This is a genomic window from Rothia sp. 27098_8_161, assembly GCF_041432905.1.
Classification (GTDB): domain Bacteria; phylum Actinomycetota; class Actinomycetes; order Actinomycetales; family Micrococcaceae; genus Rothia.
Genome location: NZ_JAPWAL010000015.1, coordinates 1 through 18,164, shown reverse-complemented (window position 1 = coordinate 18,164; position 18,164 = coordinate 1). Strand labels below are relative to the sequence as shown.

15 protein-coding genes are annotated in these 18,164 nt (G+C 59.8%); 4 read left to right on the top strand and 11 right to left on the bottom strand.

The genetic code is table 11. The features are described 5' to 3' along the window. Positions 1–222: 222 nt before the first annotated feature. Positions 223–1,329, top strand: a complete 1,107-nt coding sequence (locus tag O3648_RS06110; RefSeq protein WP_279741375.1) for a UDP-N-acetylmuramate dehydrogenase — start codon at positions 223–225, stop codon at positions 1,327–1,329. 102 nt (positions 1,330–1,431) lie between these two features. Here O3648_RS06110 and O3648_RS06105 read toward each other — a convergent pair whose 3' ends face one another. Together O3648_RS06105 and O3648_RS06100 are read right to left on the bottom strand one after the other, a co-directional pair. Next, positions 1,432–2,391 (bottom strand): histidine kinase, encoded by a 960-nt coding sequence (locus O3648_RS06105; RefSeq protein WP_279741373.1) that lies wholly within the window; start codon positions 2,389–2,391, stop codon positions 1,432–1,434. A gap of 133 nt (positions 2,392–2,524) precedes the next feature. Next, positions 2,525–3,952, bottom strand: a complete 1,428-nt coding sequence (locus O3648_RS06100) for an MFS transporter (RefSeq protein WP_371569089.1) — start codon at positions 3,950–3,952, stop codon at positions 2,525–2,527. Positions 3,953–4,165: 213 nt separating this feature from the next. Here O3648_RS06100 and O3648_RS06095 point away from each other — a divergent pair, with 213 nt between their 5' ends. Beyond that, a complete protein-coding gene (locus O3648_RS06095) occupies positions 4,166–4,555 on the top strand; it encodes a PGPGW domain-containing protein (protein ID WP_279741368.1) in 390 nt (129 codons plus the stop codon). 126 nt (positions 4,556–4,681) lie between these two features. Here the strand turns inward: O3648_RS06095 and asd are convergent, their stop codons facing one another. From asd to O3648_RS06060, 7 genes are all read right to left on the bottom strand, one after another. Beyond that, a complete protein-coding gene (asd, locus tag O3648_RS06090; RefSeq protein ID WP_279754850.1) occupies positions 4,682–5,821 on the bottom strand; it encodes an aspartate-semialdehyde dehydrogenase in 1,140 nt (379 codons plus the stop codon). 227 nt (positions 5,822–6,048) lie between these two features. Then, positions 6,049–6,711, bottom strand: a complete 663-nt coding sequence (locus O3648_RS06085; protein ID WP_279754896.1) for a dihydrofolate reductase — start codon at positions 6,709–6,711, stop codon at positions 6,049–6,051. A gap of 18 nt (positions 6,712–6,729) precedes the next feature. After that, on the bottom strand, positions 6,730–7,611 hold the full coding sequence (locus O3648_RS06080; RefSeq protein ID WP_279754852.1) for a thymidylate synthase: 882 nt from the start codon (positions 7,609–7,611) through the stop codon (positions 6,730–6,732). A gap of 152 nt (positions 7,612–7,763) precedes the next feature. Then, entirely contained in the window at positions 7,764–8,771 is a 1,008-nt protein-coding gene (locus O3648_RS06075; RefSeq protein WP_279754853.1) for an NUDIX hydrolase, read from the bottom strand. 250 nt (positions 8,772–9,021) lie between these two features. Next, positions 9,022–11,295, bottom strand: a complete 2,274-nt coding sequence (locus tag O3648_RS06070) for an RNA degradosome polyphosphate kinase (protein ID WP_279754854.1) — start codon at positions 11,293–11,295, stop codon at positions 9,022–9,024. A gap of 65 nt (positions 11,296–11,360) precedes the next feature. Beyond that, on the bottom strand, positions 11,361–12,425 hold the full coding sequence (gene mshD / locus O3648_RS06065; protein WP_279754855.1) for a mycothiol synthase: 1,065 nt from the start codon (positions 12,423–12,425) through the stop codon (positions 11,361–11,363). Positions 12,426–12,605: 180 nt separating this feature from the next. Then, complete coding sequence (locus tag O3648_RS06060) at positions 12,606–13,283, bottom strand: response regulator transcription factor (RefSeq protein WP_279741360.1); 678 nt, start codon at positions 13,281–13,283, stop codon at positions 12,606–12,608. A 573-nt stretch (positions 13,284–13,856) separates the two neighbouring features. Between O3648_RS06060 and O3648_RS06055 the strand changes: the two genes are divergently transcribed. Together O3648_RS06055 and O3648_RS06050 are read left to right on the top strand one after the other, a co-directional pair. Beyond that, positions 13,857–14,537: an FABP family protein gene (locus O3648_RS06055; protein WP_279741358.1), complete on the top strand. Its 681-nt coding sequence runs from the start codon at positions 13,857–13,859 to the stop codon at positions 14,535–14,537. A gap of 82 nt (positions 14,538–14,619) precedes the next feature. Next, positions 14,620–15,855 carry a folate-binding protein gene (locus tag O3648_RS06050; RefSeq protein ID WP_279754857.1) on the top strand — a complete coding sequence of 412 codons (1,236 nt, stop codon included), beginning with the start codon at positions 14,620–14,622 and terminating at the stop codon, positions 15,853–15,855. A 124-nt stretch (positions 15,856–15,979) separates the two neighbouring features. On the opposite strand, the gene O3648_RS06045 is transcribed toward O3648_RS06050, so the two are convergent. Both O3648_RS06045 and O3648_RS06040 read right to left on the bottom strand, forming a co-directional pair. Beyond that, complete coding sequence (locus tag O3648_RS06045) at positions 15,980–17,011, bottom strand: 6-phosphofructokinase (RefSeq protein WP_279754858.1); 1,032 nt, start codon at positions 17,009–17,011, stop codon at positions 15,980–15,982. 493 nt (positions 17,012–17,504) lie between these two features. After that, on the bottom strand, positions 17,505–18,164 hold a 660-nt coding region (locus O3648_RS06040), incomplete at its 5' end, for an aminotransferase class I/II-fold pyridoxal phosphate-dependent enzyme (RefSeq protein ID WP_371569082.1).

Below are 18,164 nucleotides of genomic sequence, written 5' to 3'. Positions count from 1 at the left end.
TGAAAGCAACCCTGTAAAAGCAACAGTGTGAAAGCCCCTGCGCTACCCCGATGCGGTAGTGCCGGGGCTTTTGTGCGTTCGGCTGCGCACTCGCCGGCGGGTGGTAGCACTTCTTTTTTGTGGGAGGCGCGCCGGAAAATGAAGATAAAATCATTATAAGGTTTTCGTGACTTTAACGTGTGGTGGGTGCTGACCCCGCACAACGGCCGGTATTCTTAAGTTATGACTGAAAAGCTGTTGAGCGAACTGACCACCGCCCAGGTAGGTGGCCCCGCCAAGACCTACGTCCGCGCCACCTCCGAAGCAGAAATTATCGAAGCAGTCTCCGCTGCAGATGCCGCAGGCGAACCCGTCCTCATCGTGGGTGGCGGCTCCAACCTGCTGGTTTCCGACGAAGGCTTCAACGGAACCGTCGTGCACATCGCCTCAGAAGGCGTAGAGGTGCTGCCCATCCCCGCATGCGGCGGCGCGAACGTGCGCGTGCAGGCGGGCACCATCTGGGACGACTTCGTGAAGCTCAGCATCGATAATGAATGGGTTGGCCCTGCGGCTCTCTCCGGCATCCCCGGCACCGTGGGTGCAACCCCCGTGCAGAACGTCGGTGCATACGGCGTTGAGGTGGGCGAGTTCATTGCCTCCGTACGTACCTGGGACCGCGAAAAGAATACTCAGAAGACCTTCGCGAGCGCAGATTTGCGCTTCGGCTACCGCGACTCGGTACTCAAGCGCGCAACCGTCAATGGCTCGCCCCGCTACGTGGTGCTGACCGTTGATTTCCAGTTCACCCTCGGTAGCCTGTCCTCCCCGATTCGTTACGCTGAGCTGGCGAGGAGCCTGGGCGTTGAGCCTGGTCAGCGTGCCGAATCCGCTCTGGTGCGCCAGAAGGTGCTGGAGCTGCGCGGCTCCAAGGGCATGGTGCTCAACCCCGAGGACCGTGACACCTTCTCCACCGGTTCCTTCTTCACCAACCCGATCGTTCCGCGCTCTACCCTGGAGTCCCTGCCTGAGGGTGCCCCGAACTTCCCGGTGGTCGTGAAGACTTCCCCGTTCACCGCGGGTGTTGAGGACCCCGATCACGTGAAGCTCTCGGCCGCTTGGCTGATTCAGCACGCAGGCTTCGATAAGGGTTTCGGCCTGGAGGGTGAGTCTCGTGAGATTGCTCAGGGTCGCGCAAGCCTGTCGACCAAGCACACCCTTGCGATTACGAACCGCGGCGGCGCATCCGCTGAGGATATCTTCGCTATTGCCCGTGCTGTGCGCGACGGCGTGCGTGAACGTTTTGGTGTGACCCTGGTTCCTGAGCCTGTCGTGGTCAATGGCGAAATCTAAACGCTTAACTTCTCGCCTCTCATGGCGCGAGGACACATAGAATAAACGCTTCGGGCGGTCTCTTTATTGGAGACCGCCCGAAGCGTAGTATTGACCGCTGAGCTAATGGCGAGGGGAAGAGATACGCACCTGCCCCGGCAGGTAGGGCCTGCGCTTGGGCGCTGTGCGCGTTGCCGCCAGGGGTGCGGCAGGAAGGTGCTCCATCAGCACCTGAACCGCGAGGGGAAGCTTCTGTGGTGGGCTGGGGGCGTGGAAAATCGGCTTATGGCGCGTGGGGCGGTACGGGTAGTATTCCGCGTCCTCGCTGTGGGACCAGACAAGGTTGCCGAACTCGCCGGGAACGGGAGAGAGTACGTTGGCGTAGTAGGCGCGCGTCTGCAGGTCGGTACGCTCGGAGGTGCCGGTATATACGCCGCTGGGTACACGGTCCTGCTCAATGACGAGGGCGCGGACTATGCCGCCTACGGTGCTCACCGCGTTGACGTGCAGAGCGAGGAATTCCCCGTCCTTGTGGTTGATGTGTACTTCTCCGTCTGCGAGGATTCGGGTGCCCATCATGATGCTGCTGGCGATTCCTTCGCAGAGGGCGTGGATGAGCGTCATGCGTGCCGGGTAGAGGTCGGCGATATCCCAGCCGATGAGTGCAGGCACAGCGGAATTGCCTGCGTATTCCCCGCAGGATTCATAGGAGGCGACGTCCACGTAACCGCGGGCGATGGGTTCACGCTCATAGGGTCGGCCGTCGCGCTGCTCCCAGAAGCTGAGGGTGGTTACAGTAAAAATTGCTTGGCCATCGCGCACGGCAACGCTGAGTATGAAGTCCTGCGGGTAGCCATTCTTGGTGCGGGGGCGTAGAGGAATTGCTCGGGTGTATTCGTTGAATTCCTCGGGCCAATCCAAGTAGTAGCTCATGGTTGCCCCATCGTTGCGGTACACAGTGAGTTCGCCGGGTAGCAGTATGGCTTCAGGCACGCCTGCGGCACGTTCTGCAGCGTAGTGCTCGCTCACAGGCCAGGGGCTGAACTCTGTGCGGTAGGGGTTTGAGAGGAAGGAATCGAGCATAGAACGTATCCTCTCATAGTTTAAGGTTGTGGTGCACGGTTAGAGGGGCTTAAATGACAAATGAGCTGTCCCCTTCTGATTGCTCGGAAAGAGCGTTCAGGAGGGACAGCTCATCGTGTAGGGGGGCAGCTCGTTAGAGGGATTTGCCGCGGCGTTCAGGGAGGAAGAACACGGTGGTCGCCGCTACCAGGAACGCGGTGGAGAAGAGCGTGAAGAGTAGCGGAGTTCCACCGAACGCGACCAGCGGCGGCACAATGAGCGGTGCCGTGATGGAAGCGATACGGCCAATACCGGCGGCGGCACCGGTGCCGGTTCCGCGCAGGTGGGTCGGGAAGATTTCCGGGCTCAGGGCGTAGAGAGCACCCCATGCACCCAGGTTGAAGAAGGAGAGCATGCATCCGGCGAGGATAATGAATACCTCGGTGTGCGCCATGCCGTAACCAGCCGCCGCCAGTGCGGAGCCAAGCAGGAAGGTCGCCAGAGTTGCGCGTCGACCCCACTTTTCGATGAGATAGGCGGCGACCGCGTAGCCGGGTAGCTGGGCGAGGGTCATGATGAGCGTGAACGCGAAGGACTTCACGAGGCTGAATCCCTGGGCGTTCAGCAGCGCCGGAATCCAGATGAAGGCACCGTAGTAGGAGAGGTTGATACAGAACCAGATGACGCACAGGGCGATGGTCTTGCGGCGCTGACCGGTAGTCCAGATGGAGTGAATCTTCGCAGATTCTGCATTGTCGGCGCTTTCTACCGCGCCGTGTACGGAAGCATCTTCGGTCTGATTCTTGCCGGTTCGGGAGAAGAGCGCGGGGGACGCCTCGAAACGTTCAACGATTTGGCGTGCCTGGTCGTGCTTGCCGACTGACTCCAGGAAGCGCACTGATTCGGGGGTTCCCATACGGATTACGAGCGAGTAGATGGCGGGAATCAGGCCGATGGCAAGCGCCCAGCGCCAGCCGTTCGCTTGCGGAACGATGAAGGTGCCGATGAGAGCGGCGAGAATCCAACCGAGAGCCCAGAAAGCCTCCAGAGCAACCACGACGCGGCCACGAATAGCGCGCGGTGAGAACTCAGAAATTAGGGTGGATGCCACGGGAAGCTCCGCGCCCAGACCCAGTCCGACCAGGAAACGGAAGACGAGCAGCACGCCCAAGGAGGTTGCCAGGGCGGAGGCGCCGGTCGCCAGACCGTATACCAGCAGGGTGAGGGCGAAGATGTAGCGGCGGCCGAGCTTATCGGCGAGTAGACCGCCGAAGGTTGCACCGAGCGCCATGCCGACGAATCCGATAGATCCGAGCCAGGAGGCCTCGGTGGGGCTGAGCTGCCATTCCTTGATGAGTGCCGCCATGACGAAGGAGATGAGGCCGACGTCCATGGCGTCCAGTGCCCAGCCGAGACCCGAGATGCCCAGGAGCTTGCCGTGGGCGCGGGTGAAGGGCAGGTTTTCGAGGCGTTCGTTGAGGGTCGGTGCGGCGTTGCGTTCAGTGGCGGGCGCAGAGGTACCAGCGGGTGCAACAGCGTTGGTGCGGGGTGAGTCCGTTGATACGGGACGTGAGGAGGACACGGTATTGGGTCGCTTCCATAGTGTTTAGGCGTAGTGCCGGGTGAATTGTTCCCTTACAGTATATAAAGGTATTTTCGACTTGAACGCCGCTAAATGAAAAACTTTGAAGATGACGAAAAATCTCATACATGACGAAATCTTTCACAGCCGCTATACAGCAGTGAATGCTATTCTCTAACCACCGCCGCCTGGTGAAAGCCACCTACGGCATGTTTGGAAGGACCACCCCTGAAAACCATTGAAGATGAAGTCAAGGAAAGCGAAACCAGTCGCTTTCACCGCTGGCTTGAAGCCCGCAAGGAGCGCATGCACGCGCATCCGGTTATGCGTCATCTCTACAAGCCACTCGTCATCGGCATAGGCACCTTCTGCTTTATCGCCGGGCTGATTATGCTCGTCACCCCCGGCCCCGGCTGGCTGTTCATCTTTATCGGCCTGGGCATTTGGGGTACTGAATTCACCTGGGCACACCGCGCCAATATTTTCATGAAGCACGTGGTGCTCACCGCCTGGTACCGCTACCGCGCCTGGCGACAGCAGCGTAAGGAACGCAAAGCCGTACGTCAGGCAGAACGTAAGGCGGCCGCCACAAACCAGCGCTAACCTACTCACGCTAACCAGGCCCGCACTAACCCGGTCCGCGCAAGCTATACGCAGACACACAAAGCCCTCGCACCCATCCGATAAGAGAATGAGAGCGAGGGCTTTTCTATAGCTTGTCAGCGAGCTTTAGAGCTTGCCAATAGCAATCTGCAGCATACGGCGAATCGGCTCAGCAGCACCCCAGAGCAGCTGGTCACCCACGGTGAATGCGCTAATGTACTCGGGGCCCATAGCGAGCTTACGCACGCGACCAACCGGAATCTCCAGAGCACCCGAAGCTGCCACGGGGGTCAACTGCTCCATAGAAGCCTCACGCTCATTCGGCACGAAGCGGACCCAGGGGTTATCCTCAGCGATAATACGCTCAATCTCCTCCAACGGCAGGTCCTTCTTGAGCTTGATGGTCAGCGCCTGAGAGTGCGAGCGCATCGCAGCGATACGGACACACAGGCCGTCCATAGTGATCTTGTCATCGTCGGAACGGCCCAGAATCTTGTTGGTCTCGACCTCAGCCTTCCACTCTTCACGAGACTGGCCGTTACCCAAATCCGAGTCAATCCAAGGAATCAGGGAGCCGGAGAGCGGCACACCGAACTGGGTAGAATCCAGCTCACCGGAGCGCTGTTTCGCAAGAATCTTGCGGTCGATGTCCAGGATTGCGGATGCGGGGTCGTTCAGCTCCTCAGAGACCTCGTTGCCCAGGTCGCGGAACTGTGCGAGCACCTCGCGCATGTGGCGGGCGCCGCCGCCGGAAGCGGCCTGGTAGGTCATGGAGGTTGCCCACTCGACCAGGTCGTTCTTGAAGAGGCCGCCCAGACCCATCAGCAGGCAGGAGACGGTGCAGTTGCCGCCGATGTAGTCCTTCACGCCGGAGGCCAGGCCGCGGTCGATGACCTCGCGGTTGATGGGGTCGAGCACGATGATGGAGTCATCGTTCATGCGCAGGGTAGAGGCGGCGTCAATCCACAGGCCGTCCCAGCCGGCCGCACGCAGCTTCGGGTGCACGGCCTCGGTGTAGCCACCGCCCTGAGCGGTCACGATGATGGAGTGCTTGCGCAGCTCATCAATGTCGTAGGCGTCCTTCAGCTCGGACGGCTCGAGAACGCCGTCGAAGGTGGGCGCCTGGCCACCAACGTTAGAGGTGGTGAAGAAAACGGGGGTAATGCCCTCGAAGTCGCCTTCCTCAACCATGCGCTTCATGAGGACGGAGCCCACCATGCCGCGCCAGCCAACAAAACCTACAGAGTCACCGGGATTAAAGTTCATGGTTCCCAGTGTACTCTCAGGTTGGCGTATCCGGGATAACACCGTACAAAAAATCTGGTATTCGGAACGGAACATCTCGCGGAGGCGCGGAGCTTACCGCCGGGGCTTATCCTCGGGGCGCTCGGGGCGGGTTAAACGCTCAAGCCCGCGGCACTCCGGGTGAAGTATCCGCGGGCTTGAGCGATGTACCTAAAAGATGCGTTCGGGCCGGAGAAGCCGAGCCAACGCTAGAGACGTTCGAGCCTCTGGAAGGAGAAGTACATGGGGTTCTTCGTGCCCGACTCATCGAGCAGGTACCCCTTCTCGCTCTTCTCCCAGGCCGTCTCGGAGACCACGTGCCAGCATCCGTTTGGGGAGCCTGCCGCGCAGTTTCCGTGAGAGTCCGCGAGCTGCAGTTCGGGCGCTCGCGTATCGCCGGTAATCTCGTTGCCTTCCTGGCAGTAGAAGAACGTACGCTCCACCACTTCCACCCGACCGAAGGCGGGCAGGTCGTTGCGGGAGAGCGCCTCCGCGTAGACGGAGCCGCCGCCAAGAATCCAGGCATCAACCGCGGGGGTATCTGTAGCGGTATCTGCCGGGGTAGCTTCGACCGGTGCGCCCACGGCGTCGCGAGCCGCGTACAGTGCCGCATCCAGCGAGGGAACCCACAGGGCACCATCGCGTTCTTCAGCCTCAGAAACCGAACGGCTAATCACAATATTCGTGCGGCCCGGCAGGGGACGAAAACGCGGCGGGAAGGACTCCCACGTGCGGCGCCCCATGATGACCGGAGCCCCCAGGGTAACCGCCTTGAAATGCGCCAAATCCTCCGGGGCGCGCCAGGGCATATCCCCCGCGCGGCCAATGACTCCGGCATCGGTTTGAGCCCAGATAGCGCCCAGACAATACATCATGACTCCTCACACTTGCTAGACCGCAATCGGGGCGGCGATGCCCGGGTGGTGCTTGTAATCCACCAGCTCGAAGTCTTCGTACTCGTAATCGAAAATAGAAGGCTTCTTGGTTTTAATAACGAGCTTCGGGTACGGGTAGGGCTCGCGCGGCGGGTAGGGGTTGCCCTCCGGATCGGTGCCGTAGCCCAGCTGCTTCTTCACCTGCTCCAGGTGGTTCGAGTAGATGTGGCAGTCACCGCCGGTCCACACGAACTCGCCCGGAACCATGCCCACCTCTTCGGCAATCAGGTAGGTCAGCAGGGCGTAGGAGGCGATGTTAAAGGGCACGCCCAGGAACATGTCCGCGCTACGCTGGTACAGCTGGCAGGAGAGCTCCTTCACGCCGTCCGGGCGCTCGTGCACGTAGAACTGGAAGAGCGCGTGACAGGGCGGAAGCGCCATGTTGTCCACCTCGACCGGGTTCCACGCCGAAACGATGTGGCGGCGCGAGGCGGGGTTGTTCTTGAGCGAGTCGATGACCTTGGCAATCTGATCAATCGTGCCTCCGTCGGGGGTCGGCCACGAACGCCACTGCACGCCGTACACCGGACCCAAGTCACCGTTCTCGTCGGCCCATTCATCCCAAATGGTCACGCCGCGCTCCTGCAACCAGCGGACGTTCGAGGAACCGCGCAGGAACCACAGCAGCTCAATAGCAACCGACTTGAAGTGCACACGCTTGGTGGTAATCAGCGGGAAGGAATCCCGCAGGTCGAAGCGCATCTGGCGGCCAAACACGCCGAAGGTGCCGGTGCCGGTGCGGTCGGAACGCTGAGCGTCGGCGGCGATGGCGTCCTTGTTTTCCTCCAGGATGTCGCGCAGAAGATCTTCATAGGGAGTGGGGATTGCGTGAGTCATAAGAAAAACCTTGAATCCTGTCAGTAGACGTGAGAGACGGTCACAAATCAACCGCCCCTCTATTGTAAACCCTCGAATGGGCGCAGGTAGAGCAAACGCGCTGAGCATAAAGCCCAGCGCGCTCGCCGTTAGAAGATCAAAGTATATGGGTGTTAGTCCAGGGCCGCGCGTACACGCTCCACCGAGACAATACGCGGGTCATCGCCCTCAGTCACCTGCAGAACCAGGGCATCGCCGGGCTCCAGGTACGGGTCCTCAGTCGGAAGAACCTCCGCGGAACCCTCAAACAGGTACTCACGCAGAACATCCATCACCTGAGGCAGCACCGGGCGGTGAGTGCACAGCAGGGAGGAAGAATCCTTATCGAACAGCGACGCCACGGTGCGGGCAACACGCGCCGGGTGACGCTGAGCGCCAGCCTCAGACAGGGACTTCTTCTCCTTCACCGACACACCATAATCCACCGAGTACGGGGTCACGGTCTGAACGCAACGCAACCACGGGGAAGAAATAATACGGCTCGGAGCCCACGCCGCAAAGAGACGGCTAGAGGCCAACGCCTGACGCTTACCGGTCGCCGCGAGCGGACGGTCATCCTCAGCAGCAGCCCAGTTCGAACGCGGTTTAGCCTTCGCGTGGCGGGCAATGAGAATCGGGCGGGTACGCAGCGCATCCGCCTCAGCCAGAGCCTCCAGAGATTCCAGGGGTGCCAGGTCGTCCTCGTTGGTCAGCAGGGCGCGAGCAACCTCGGTGGATACCCAGCGCAGCTCATCCACTTCACCCTCATCCGCCAGGGCGCGGGCACCCTCGGGAAGCTCCGCAGCCCAGTAGAAAACATCCTTCGGACGGCCGCCCACCGGGTAGGAAGTCACCGCCAGGGGCACACCCAGAACAACCTGCAGACCGACCTCTTCGCGAATCTCACGAATAGCGGTCTCAGCCAGGGACTCGCCCGGATCCTGCTTGCCCTTAGGCCAGGACCAGTCATCGTAGCGGGGGCGGTGAATGATGAGGACCTCAAGCGCACCGTCGCGCATACGCCAAATCAGCGCGCCAGAAGCAACAATATCCGCAGTGTTCGTGGGGGCGCGGTCAATGGTGTTGATCGCGTCAAAACGTCGTGCCGAGTAGTAGATGGAGGGGGAATCCAGCGGTGCCATATCTCTCTCTGAACCTCTTCGCTAGGCTGTGCACAATGCCAACGGGCACCATGCTCCGCGTCTAATTGTAGGTGAGAGAACGGTCAAGTTGTAATCTCAACGTAACCTGTTGTTCACTTTTGTGCTAAGTGCACTAGTCCACCGCACGTTTTTGCACGACACGCGGAAAACCCCGCCTGCCCCACACCATAAAGCGCGGAAACAGACGGGGTTCACCACCAGAAATCACCGGTAGGTCAGCAGCAAATCCTTAGACCTTATCCACCACGTTCTTACGGGAACGCGAGCTTAGGTAGTACGACTGCACATCCTGCAGCGGGTTGCCCTTGTCATCGGTGTCGTGGCGGGTCCAGTTACCCTCAGAATCCAGGTGCCAGGTACGCGAAGAATCACTCATATAAGTGGTGAACATGTCACGCAGGTACTTCACGTGGCGCGGATCCTTCACCGGCACGAGCGCCTCAATGCGGCGGTCCAGGTTGCGGTGCATCATATCGGCAGAACCAATGTATACGATCGGATCGCCACCGTTCTCAAACGCAAACACACGCGAATGCTCCAAGAAGCGGCCCAGCACCGAACGGACGCGAATATTCTCGCTCAGACCCTTAACGCCCGGGCGCAGCGCACAAATACCGCGAACCACCACATCCACCGGCACATCGGCCTGCGAAGCGCGGTACAGCGAATCGATGACGGCCTCATCCACCATGGAGTTGCACTTGATCTGAATCTTCGCCGGGCGGCCAGCCTTGTGGTTCTCAATCTCCTGGTCGATGCACTCAATCAGGCCGCTACGCAGAGTACGCGGCGCCACCAGCAACGACTGGTAGTTGGTCTTCGGCGCGTAACCGGACAGCTGGTTGAACAGGCGGGAGACATCCTCACAAATCTGCTCGTCGCAGGTGATGATGCCCAAATCCTCGTAGAAACGAGCGGTCGATGGGTGGTAGTTACCGGTACCAATGTGCGCGTAACGGCGCAGGTGGTTACCCTCGCGGCGCACCACCAGCGACAGCTTGCAGTGAGTCTTCAGACCCACGATGCCGTACACCACGTGCACACCGGCGCGCTCCAGCTTACGAGCCCAGGAGATGTTGGCTTCCTCATCAAAGCGAGCTTTAATCTCCACCAGCGCCACAACCTGCTTGCCAGCCTCGGCTGCCTCAATCAGCGCATCCACGATGGGGGAATCGCCACTGGTGCGGTACAGGGTCTGCTTAATCGCCTGAACACGCGGGTCGGCGGCAGCCTGCGCCAAGAACGCCTGCACACTGGTTGCGAAGGAATCGTACGGGTGGTGCAGCAGCACGTCGTGATCGCGGGCGGCAGCGAAAACGTCCGCAGCCTTCGCAGTCTCGGTGGCGTTGAGCCAGCGGGACGTGTGCGCAATGTGCTTGGGATAGTGCAGAGCCGGACGGTTCGCACGAACAATCGCACTCATGCCCCGCAAATCCAACGGAGCCGGCAGACGGTACACCTCGGACTCGTGGATGTTCAGCTCAGAAATCAGCAGATCCAGGATGGTCGGGTTGATGGTGTCCTCAACCTCCAGACGGACCGGCGGGCCGAAACGACGGCGCAGAAGCTCCTTCTCCAGAGCCTTCAGCAGGTTCTCGGCGTCGTCCTCTTCTACCTCAAGATCCTCATTACGGGTCACGCGGAAGACGTGGTGCTCCACAACCTCCATGCCAGGGAAGAGGGTATCCAGGTGCTCAGCAATGATGTCTTCGAGCGCAATGTAGCGGCTTTCGCGGCCCGCAGTGTTGGCGGCGCGCGAACCATCCACAGAGACCATACGGTCCAGCTGATCGGGCACCTTCACGCGAGCGAACAGCTCCTTGCCGGTCTGGGGGTTACGCACCAGCACCGCAAGGTTCAGCGACAGACCCGAAATGTACGGGAAGGGGTGTGCCGGGTCAACCGCCAGCGGGGTCAGAATCGGGAAGATATCCTGCATAAACTCCTGGCGTAGACGCTGCTTAGCGTCCGTATCCAGATCGTTCCAACCCACGATACGGATGTTCTGCTCCTCCAGAGCAGGCAGAACCTGATTATGGAATACATCAGCGTGACGAGCCTGCAGCTGGTGAGCGCGTTCAGCAATCTCTTCCATCTGCTCCTCGGGGCTCAGCCCGGCTGCCGAAGGCACCGCCAAGCCAGTGGCGATACGACGCTTCAAACCGGCCACGCGCACCATGAAGAACTCGTCCAGGTTAGACGCCACAATCGACAGGAAGTTCAGACGCTCCAGCAGAAACAGGTTTGGGTCCTCCGCCAACTCCAACACGCGGGTATTGAAATCTAGCCAGCTGCTCTCACGGTCGAAGAAACGCTCCGGGCCGAACTCCTCTTCTAAGCTGAAGTAGGAGCGCTTCTCACCCTTCTCAATGCGGTCACCGCGAGATTCGGCGCGCTCAATCTTTGAAATATCGTGGCCAATGTGAATGACACCGGTCATGGGCGCAGGCTCAGACGGCTTGGGCTTAGGCGCCTTATTCAGGCCATTGGGGGCGGGTACCATACTGTACTTGCCTTTCTGATCGGGGATAAGTCGTAAAGAAGCACGCCAAAGACTGCGTACAGAAACTATGCGGCAGGCGCATCTTGCTGCTCGGGAGCGTACATGCGATCAACCGTCGCCACACCAAAGCCCAAGGAAGTGTAGAGGGCATAGGCGGTGTCATTATCGGCGTCCACGTACAGGTCAATGGCGCGCAGCGGCTCGCCATTGTCATCCTCAGCGCACGCCAGGTACGCCAGCGCACGCAGAGTGAGGGTGCGGCCCAAACCGCATCCCTGAGCTTGCGGGTTCACGCCCACCACGTAAATCTCGCCGGAGGGGGACAGCTTGCCCTGCTCCTGACCGGTCGGAATCTTAGTCCAGGTGAATGCCGCAATGGCGGAGTCATCATCCACCTCGGAGGCGATGAAGAAACCCTCGGGACGAAACCAGGAGGAGCCGGTGCGCTCGCGCAAATCAGCAAGGGTGAGCTTGCCCTGCTCGGGGTGGTGCGCAAACGCTGCAGCGTTCACGCGTAGCCAGGGAAACTCGTCCACACTGGTGAAGGTGCGCATGCGTAGGTTTTCGGGCAGGGTTCGCGCGTCGGAGCGTTCCACAAGGTCTTCACGAGTTTGAGCGTCCAGAGGCAGAACCATCTTGTATAGCACACGCACCGGCTTGAAGCCGTGCAGGGTCGCAAAGGTGTGGGCGGGGCTTTCAATGCCGGTGTCGGTGGCGGTACCGTGCACCCAGAGACGGTGTCGCGTCGCGTCATTGCCCAGCTGGCGGACAGCATGGTCGAAGAATGCACTGCCGGCGCCTCGTCCGCGATATTCGGGGGCGACAGCTGCCTCAATCACGCCGGTATCTTCGTCATTGGTGGGGGTAAGCGCCACAAAGACGGCTGCGAGGGTGCCCTCGTCCTCTGCGATAAAGAAACGCGGAGGGGTCAGGGTGCTTTCGTGGAGTGCCTTACTCAGCTCAATGCGGGTCTGCTCAGAGAACGCCGAGACGCCGTCATGGCGGGCAACCTTCTGCGCGAAGGAATCGAAGCGTTCTAGTAGCTCTTCGGTGAGCTGCGGTTCTGCGTATACCGGGGTGCTTGCATCGGGCAGGGTGGAGGAATCGGGTGTCTGGTTGTGTACCATCATCGCCTTCTTTCGTAGCCTTCTGGTTCAACTCTACCGGGGATAGTTGCTCTTTGGAGAGTTTGTTCTCCGTCCTGGGCGAATATGACAAGAACCGGAACATTTACGCATTCTGGTACTCGGTGCAGCACCGGGGCAACTGGCAGAGTGGGTACACCAAATGAGTGGTTGGTGCCGCGAAATTTAGCGGGTGATATTGAAGGAATACCCAACATTACGGACGGTCGAGATCATCTGCTCGTACTCGGTTCCTAGCTTGGAACGCAGACGACGTACATGTACATCCACGGTGCGGGTGCCGCCGTAGTAGGAGTCATAACCCCACACTTCGGAGAGTAGCTGGGCACGGGAGAAGACCCGTCCGGGGTGTAGCGCCATGAATTTGAGCAGTTCAAACTCTTTGAAGGTCAGGTTCAGTGCTGTACCAGAAAGATGCGCGGAGTACGCCTGGGTGTCAATCACGAGGTTGCCTGCGCGTACCACTCGTTCCTGCTGGTTTTCTTCTTCGGTGGTTGCTTCCCTTTTAACGGCAAGACGTAGACGCGCATCCATTTCGGAAGGGGAGGCCTGGTCAGAGACAATATCGTCCACCTGCCAGGAGGCGGCAACAGCAGCCATGCCACCTTCATTTAGGAGTGCGATGAGCGGCAGTTGTACACCTGCGATGCGCAGTAGCTGGGCGCAGCGGTGTGCTTTGACGAGGGCGGTGCGGGCATCGACCATGAACAGGTCGAATGTTTCGGTTTCAAGGGCTGTATGGGCGGTGTCGAGGGAGAAAACGTGTACCTTGTGGCTAAGTAGACTCAGCGAGGGGATCATATCCTGTGCGGCGGTATCACTCAGAAGCGCAATACGGTACACACCCTCTCCTTCCCCGGTAAAATATTAGGCTCTTTCTAGTGTACTCGCCCGCCTATGCTGCAGCTGTGGAAGCGGCAAAGAGCAGGAGTAGGTATCGTATGCCGGACTGGTTACTTATTCGTCTGAGCAGGTTGTTGCCGAGAGCTCTGTCCAGTATGTCTTTAGCACTGATTCCGCGCCCCTTTTCAGGGGGAGTCTATGGTAGGTTTAAGGCATGGATAACAATCTTATGGCTCTCGAAGCTCTCTTCATGTCGCTGATGGCTATTATCTCCGTGTGCATCGGTATCGGTGCATTCGCAGTACTGCGTGGCCTCTTCAGCGGTCAGAAGTAGTCTTCCTGCACAGAGCAGAAGTATCGCCCACACAGGGCTTAGGTGGTGTCCCCATATGGTTCGTACCGCCTCGCCAATGACGGCGTAAACCCCCACCGGTCCCTTCCGGTTGGGGGTTTTATTTTTGCCGGGTTTGCTTAATAGCGCGGATCATAAAGCCCCGTAACCCGCCCGGTGCCTTGGGCGAACAGGTGGACATAATGGGCGCTTGTCATGATCCAGGCACTAAAATGGTGGGTATGGCTATTGAAATTCCGACGAATCTAACCCCCGAACTTGTTCCCCTTTCCTGGCTGCTGGGTACCTGGGAAGGTACCGGAACCATGTGGTACGAAGGTCAGGAAAACACCCCCTTCGGCCAGATCATTACTTTTGAGCAGGAAGGCCTGCCTTTTATCGAATACCGCGCCGAGTCTTTCCTGCTCGACGATGAGGGCCAGAAGCTGCGCCCCATCACCGTTGAGACTGGCTTCTGGCAGATTGACCGCCCCCTCACCGATGCTGACGGCGGCTTCGGTATCGTCCCCAAGGACATTGTTCCCGCCTTCGCTGACGCGGCAAGCGTAGAGACTCTCCGCAACGCCGACGACGGCTTCTCCCTGCTGGCGACCATTGCGCACCCCGGCGGCATTAGCGAAAACTACGTGGGCATGGTCAAGGGCCCTGTGATTCGTATGCAGACCGGTAACCTGTTGCGCGATGAGATTTCCCATGAGTACGCAGGCTCCGTGCGACTATGGGGCCTGGTCAACGGTAACCTCATGTGGGACTGGGAAATCGCAGATACCGAGGGCAAGCTGCACAAGCACGCCTCCGCCGAGCTACGTAAGACCTCCTCGATGACCGGTGCTTCCTTGGGCACATCGATGTTCGGGCCTTTGGGCGGTGGCGAGCCTACCGGCGAGCCCGGTGCTGAGTAGGCGAGCCCGGTGCTGAGTAGTTAACTTCTGTCTGCCCCGCTACGTGGCGGGGTAGACTCTTTGCGTGAAAGGTGCACCATCCGTGACTGAATCTTTGTTTGAAGCGTCTCAGGCTGAGGTATCCCAACCTGAGACTGCCCGCCCGGTGAGCCCCTTGTTGAGCCTGCATGGCGCTTTTGCTGCCTCCGGACTGGATACTGGCGTTGCCGTACACTACGGCAATCCGATGCTGGAGCAGCGCGCCCTCAGCTTTGACCGCTCCGCACAGGATCAGGAGCCGCTAGTGTTGGTGGATCGCTCCTGCCTGGGCGTGGTGCGTGTTGAGGGGCCGGATCGCCAGACCTGGCTGACCTCCATTGCCTCGCAGATTCTGACCGGCATGACCGCCGGGGAGAGTCGTGAGTTCCTGCTGCTTTCCCCTCAGGGCCGCGTGGAGTATGCACCCGCCGCAATTGAAGACGGCGAGGCACTCTGGCTAATTGTGGAGGGCGACCAGGCGCAGCTGCTGACCGATTACCTGAACCGCATGAAGTTCATGATGCGCGTTGAGGTGCAGAACCTCAGTGATGAGTATGCGGTGCTGGAGAGCGCCCGCAACCCGATTCTGCAGGACGGTTCAGTGCATCCGGCGCTTGCTGAGGGTAAGCCGCTGGTGTGGGAAGACCCTTGGCACACTCCGGCACCGGGCAGCTACCGTTACGATGAGGCGGGCGATCATCACCCGGGTGCGGACTATGTGCGTTTCTTGAGCATTGTGCCGCGCGCTGTTCTGCCCGCCCTGGCTGAATCTTCGGATGCCCGCTTTGCCGGTCTGTGGGCTGCGGAGGCTCTGCGTATTGAGGCGTGGCGCCCGCGCTACGGCACTGAAGCTGACGATAAGACCATTCCGCAGGAGCTGGATTATACCCGTACCGCGGTGCATTTCGATAAGGGCTGCTACAAGGGCCAGGAGACGGTGGCTCGCGTGCATAACCTGGGTCGTCCACCGCGCCGTCTGGTGTTCTTGGATATTGACGGTTCGGAGCACACCCTTCCGGCGGTAGGTAGTGAGCTGTTTGTGGAGGGTAAGTCCCGCCCGGTTGGTCGAATTACCTCGGTGGCGTTGCATTATGAGGCGGGCCCGATTGCATTGGCTGTGATCAAGCGCGGTATTGATCCACAGGCGCCTTTGCGTGCGGTTGATGGCGGCGACTTCCTGCCCGATGGTTCGCCGGCGCCGGCGACTGAGTATGCGGTAGCTCAGACGACGGTGGTTTCGCCGGAGTCCGGTGAGGTGGCGCGTCGTTCTTTGGCGGGTCAAGATTTCTTGAAGCGCTAGAGTATCTGGCTAGGCAATAGCATCTGACGACCTACATAAAACCGCGGAGGCGGACATTCGTTGTGAGTGCCCGCCTCCGCGGTTTTAGTATGTGCGCCCAGCTAATATGCTGAGGTTGAGGAGTTTAGCGGCCGAAGAGTACGGATGCTTCGTCCCAGCGTTCCTGAGGTACGGACTTCAGACCGTCCAGTGCCTCTTCGAGGGGTACGTACTTGACCTCGGTACCCTGAACGGAGACCATCTTGCCCCACTGCTTCTGAGCAACCATGTCTACTGCGCCCATGCCCAGGCGGGTTGCCAGCACACGGTCATAGCCGGTGGGGGCGCCACCGCGCTGGATGTGACCCAGGATGGTGTTGCGGGTTTCGATGCCGGTCATCTTCTCGATTTCGTGGGTGATGTAGTCACCGATACCACCGAGGCGGGGACGACCGTCCTTCTCAGTACCCTTGTTTGCCATGACCTCGTCAAAGCCTTCGGGGATGAAGCCTTCAGCAACAACAACCAGGGGAGAGCGGCCGCGGTCGTGTACTTCCTTGACCCAGCTTGCAACCTGCTCCATGGAGACCTTGACTTCGGGGATCAGGATTGCGTGTGCGCCTGCAGCCATGCCGGAGTGCAGTGCAATCCAGCCGACGTGGCGGCCCATGACCTCGGCGACCATGCAGCGGTGGTGCGATTCACCGGTGGTGCGGATGCGGTCCATCGCCTCGGTTGCGATGGACACTGCGGTGTCGAAGCCGAAGGTGTAGTCGGTTGCGCGCAGGTCGTTGTCAATGGTCTTGGGGACACCGATGACGGGCAGGCCTGCGTCTGCTAGACGCTTTGCGCCTGCGAGGGTGCCTTCACCGCCGATGGCGACGATGGCGTCGATACCGTGGCGTTCCATCATGATTTCGATGTTTTCGGGGCCACCGTTGGGGCCGTCGAAGGGGTTGGTACGGGAGGTGCCGATGATGGTGCCGCCCTGGGACGCCAGACCGCGGACCTTCTGGCGGGGCAGGTCCATGTAGTCGCCTTCAACGACTCCGCGCCAGCCATCACGGAAGCCGACGAACTCGTAGCCGTACTTCTTGACGCCGTTGAGGACAGCGCCGCGGATGACAGCGTTCAGGCCGGGGCAGTCGCCGCCGGAAGTAAGCAGACCGATCTTCATATTGGCTCCTTGTGGATGTTTGCGCCTTGGGGTGTTGTGCGCGCGTATATAACTATGACCTCCGCGAATCTGGTACCGGAATGCGTACTGGTCGGGAGGTCGTTCTCTTAGTCTCTATTTTAGCGGTGTTTGGGTTGTGTGGGTAGTGGTGGAGAGGCGTGGGAACGCCAGGATTTCTGTATAAAAGTTCAGGTATTTTATACCTGTATGTTTGGGTTTGATATACAAATAGCCGCCTCTTCCCACGTATGACACCAAAAAAGCAGCGGAGGCCTCCACACACCTGAAAAGATGTAGGAGGCCTCCGCAGTTTTAAAAATATTTTTAAATCTTTGTGGGGTTCTCGGTTTTTAGGACAAAAAACGGTCAATAGCCCTGTGATTGATCGTTTTGTACCGGTTCATCCCACACCTGAACCGCTGTCCCCACTGAACTGCAGTCCCTACCGAGGTGAGTTGTACGGTTCAGCGGGCGTGGTCAGAGGGGGACGGAACTAGTCGCGTGCCTGACCGAGGAACTTCTGCAGGCGGTCCAGACCCTCCGTCAGGTCCTCGTCGCTCAGCGCGTAGGAGAGGCGCAGGTAGCCGCTGGGGCCGAATGCCTCACCGGGAACCACAGCGACCTCAGCCTTTTCGAGGATGAGCTCAGCCAGTTCTGCGGTGGTCTGCGGGCGTACGCCTTCAATTTCCTTGCCGAGCAGTTCGCGTACATCCGGGTAGGCGTAGAACGCGCCGGTGGGTACGGGGCAGTGCACGCCTTCAATAGCGTTCAGGCCATCTACGATGGTGCGGCGGCGGCGGTCGAAGGCGGCGTGCATAATTTCTACGTCGTCCTGCGGGCCGGTCAGCGCGGCAAGGGCTGCGCGCTGGGCGATGTTGTTGACGTTGGAGGTCATGTGGGACTGCAGGTTGGAGGCTGCAGCGATGACGTCGCGCGGGCCAATCATCCAGCCCACACGCCAACCGGTCATGGCGTAGGTCTTTGCCACGCCGTTGAGAATGACGCACAGGTTAGCGAGCTCGGGTACTGCCTTCAGGATGGAGACTGCCTCAACACCGTCATAGGTAAGATGCTCGTAAATCTCATCGGTCAGCACGAAAATCCCCTTGGACAGTGCCCATTCGCCGACGGCGCGGGTTTCCTCTTCGGTGTA

What these genes read in the sequence shown, in the direction of transcription:
- O3648_RS06110 (WP_279741375.1), top strand. Translation starts at nt 223, where the DNA reads ATGACTGAAAAGCTGTTGAGCGAACTGACCACCGCCCAGGTAGGTGGC.
- O3648_RS06105 (WP_279741373.1), bottom strand. Translation starts at nt 2,391, where the DNA reads ATGCTCGATTCCTTCCTCTCAAACCCCTACCGCACAGAGTTCAGCCCC.
- asd (WP_279754850.1), bottom strand. Translation starts at nt 5,821, where the DNA reads ATGAACTTTAATCCCGGTGACTCTGTAGGTTTTGTTGGCTGGCGCGGC.
- O3648_RS06085 (WP_279754896.1), bottom strand. Translation starts at nt 6,711, where the DNA reads ATGTATTGTCTGGGCGCTATCTGGGCTCAAACCGATGCCGGAGTCATT.
- O3648_RS06080 (WP_279754852.1), bottom strand. Translation starts at nt 7,611, where the DNA reads ATGACTCACGCAATCCCCACTCCCTATGAAGATCTTCTGCGCGACATC.
- O3648_RS06075 (WP_279754853.1), bottom strand. Translation starts at nt 8,771, where the DNA reads ATGGCACCGCTGGATTCCCCCTCCATCTACTACTCGGCACGACGTTTT.
- O3648_RS06070 (WP_279754854.1), bottom strand. Translation starts at nt 11,295, where the DNA reads ATGGTACCCGCCCCCAATGGCCTGAATAAGGCGCCTAAGCCCAAGCCG.
- mshD (WP_279754855.1), bottom strand. Translation starts at nt 12,425, where the DNA reads ATGATGGTACACAACCAGACACCCGATTCCTCCACCCTGCCCGATGCA.
- O3648_RS06055 (WP_279741358.1), top strand. Translation starts at nt 13,857, where the DNA reads ATGGCTATTGAAATTCCGACGAATCTAACCCCCGAACTTGTTCCCCTT.
- O3648_RS06045 (WP_279754858.1), bottom strand. Translation starts at nt 17,011, where the DNA reads ATGAAGATCGGTCTGCTTACTTCCGGCGGCGACTGCCCCGGCCTGAAC.